This window comes from Paenibacillus sp. P4_E11 (assembly GCF_056401635.1).
Map to the genome: position 1 here is coordinate 1 of NZ_JBFUIX010000342.1, position 2,313 is coordinate 2,313.

A 2,313-nucleotide genomic window follows, 5' to 3' on the forward strand; every position below is an offset into this window, starting at 1 on the left:
GGCTTGTCCATCGGCACTGAGCATCTCCGCTTCCTCTTCGGGGTTCGTGAGATAGCCGATCTCCAATAATGTGGCAGGCATGTTGCTGTACGAGAGCACCTTCAAGTGATCCTCCCGCACCTCTCGGTCCCGAAAGCCCATCTTCTGAACCACTTGCTGGTGAATCGACTCCGCCAAGTTCAACCCATTCTCATAACGGTAGTACGTTTCTGTACCGCCTACGGATGCATCCTTATAGGTGTTCCCGTGAATCGAGACCAAGGCATCGGCGTTCCAAGTATTCGCCATATTAGCCCGGTCTTCCAGGTTGACGAAAGTATCGGTCGTTCGGGTCAGTTTGGATTCGAAAAGAGGTTCTTTTTGCAGCAGCGCATATACTTTCAAGCTCAGGGACAAAGTATAGTCTTTCTCCATTTTACCATACTTGCCTACTGCACCTGGATCTTTGCCTCCGTGGCCTGGATCGATCACGATCTTGATCTTCTTATTCGAAGTCGACAAGGGGGCCGCATTCGATTCCGAAGTAGTCTTCTCGGGAATGGACGAGAGATACGGAGATCGATCGGATTCGTCTCTAGCTAAGTTTACTAATGAACCGACTAGTAAAATAAGAAAGATCAGTAGAATGGCCAATCGGATGAATCGGTTTCGCTTGCTGTACATGCTCATGTTGGCCTCCCTAGGGGACATACGATCATCCACCACCTAGTTATACCTCCTACTCGTAACAGGCAAGTGGCCAACTTGTAAACTTTTTGTGTCTAAAAAAGAGATACAACCCAATGGGTCATATCTCTCAACTGATAGGTATCGACTAGTTAACCTTAGTCCTCCTTGAACACCGGCACAATCGACAACTCGAAGTGAAACGGTCGGGCTTCCATTCGGTACTTAGCCAACAATTCAGGTCCGCATGAATTCGAGCCTACACCACTCATGGCGTAATCAAGATGAACGATCGTCTGCTTGGAGCGGGTCAGCTCGTAATCGTGTGCAGCAAACGTCAGATCTCCCGGGGTATAGTGGGCGGCGTTGAAGGAGAACGCTTGCGTCGACGAGAATCGTAACCCCATCCCCTGCTCATTCGATACGATCACCCATTCAGTCCCATACCGTGAGCCATTCTCTTGCGGCATGATATACGGCTCGAACATGTCATCTACCGTCGTGAGGTAGCGCCCTCTTCTTACACTGTGGCGCTTGTCGATATAACTCTCGTGAGGGCCGTAACCGTAATACTCGACAGTCTCGTTACCCTCCGGCATCGTCAACTGAAGGCCGAACCGAGGCCAGTACACAAGCTCCTCATTAGGCTGTACGTCTGTACGGAAAGAGATCCGGCTTGATCCTTCAACGGTCCATACAAGGGTGCCGCGTGCAATCGGGAAACGGCTGTATCCAGACAGTGTATATTGCACGGATATTTCGACAAGCGAGGAGGACAACTGTCGCCACTCGCACCCATACACTTTCATCTCGATGCGATTATAACCTTCTTCGAGCCATTTTCGCTTCACGTACATATCATTATCCGTAGGAGCTCGCCAGATCTGAAGCTTGAGCGGCTCGGTCAGCATGCGAACACCATGCTTGGTAAGCTGAGTGAACACCCCAGCCTGCAAGTCGAATGAATAGGTGAAATCAAATCCATCCACGATCAGCAAATCTCCCGATTCGCGTACTTGCAACGGTTCATTGCCCTTCAAACTTCCTGATTGTACTGGCACTTCACTTCCAACAGACGGCACCTCGAATTGCGCGAAAGCGACCTCGTAGCCAGGCTCCGCCCACGCTGTCTCTTGCTTCAGTCGGAACGACAAGGTGAGCTCGCAAGTACCGGTCAACGTGCCAGGCTGCTCGTAGGCAATCGTAATCGTCGAGCTGCCCTGAGGTGCAGCGTTCAAGTCCATAAGCATGCCCTGATCGAGCAGATTTCCTTCTTCTTCAAGCTTCCAATAGAGCGCCAGATTCGATAAATCGCGGAAATCGTAACGATTGAACAGGGTGAATCGGCCAGCCGTTATATCCTCAACATCAATTCTTACAGGCGCGATTATTTGCTTCAGCTCGAGCAAACCGGTATGCGGCTTCCGGTCCGGCATCACTAATCCGTCGATGCAGAAGTTGCCATCATTCGGYAAATCCCCGAAATCCCCGCCATACGCGTAATAGGGTCGTCCGTCTACTGTACGGGCGGCAATCCCGTGGTCGCACCATTCCCAGACACAGCCTCCCATCAGCTTCGGATACCGGTAGATGACATTCCAATAGTCGGCTAAGTCACCAGGGCCATTGCCCATCGCATGACTGTAC

The 2,313-nt window shown here is 51.1% G+C and carries 2 protein-coding genes; both read right to left on the bottom strand.

From position 1 onward, the window contains the following. Window positions 1-669 (bottom strand): N-acetylmuramoyl-L-alanine amidase family protein (locus AC1DWB_RS33760; protein ID WP_477545451.1); only part of this gene is annotated, 669 nt, incomplete at its 3' end. Between the two features lie 155 nt (window positions 670-824). Next, window positions 825-2,313, bottom strand: a 1,489-nt coding sequence (locus AC1DWB_RS33765) for a beta-galactosidase small subunit-related protein (protein ID WP_477545452.1), incomplete at its 5' end; no start/stop codon positions are given.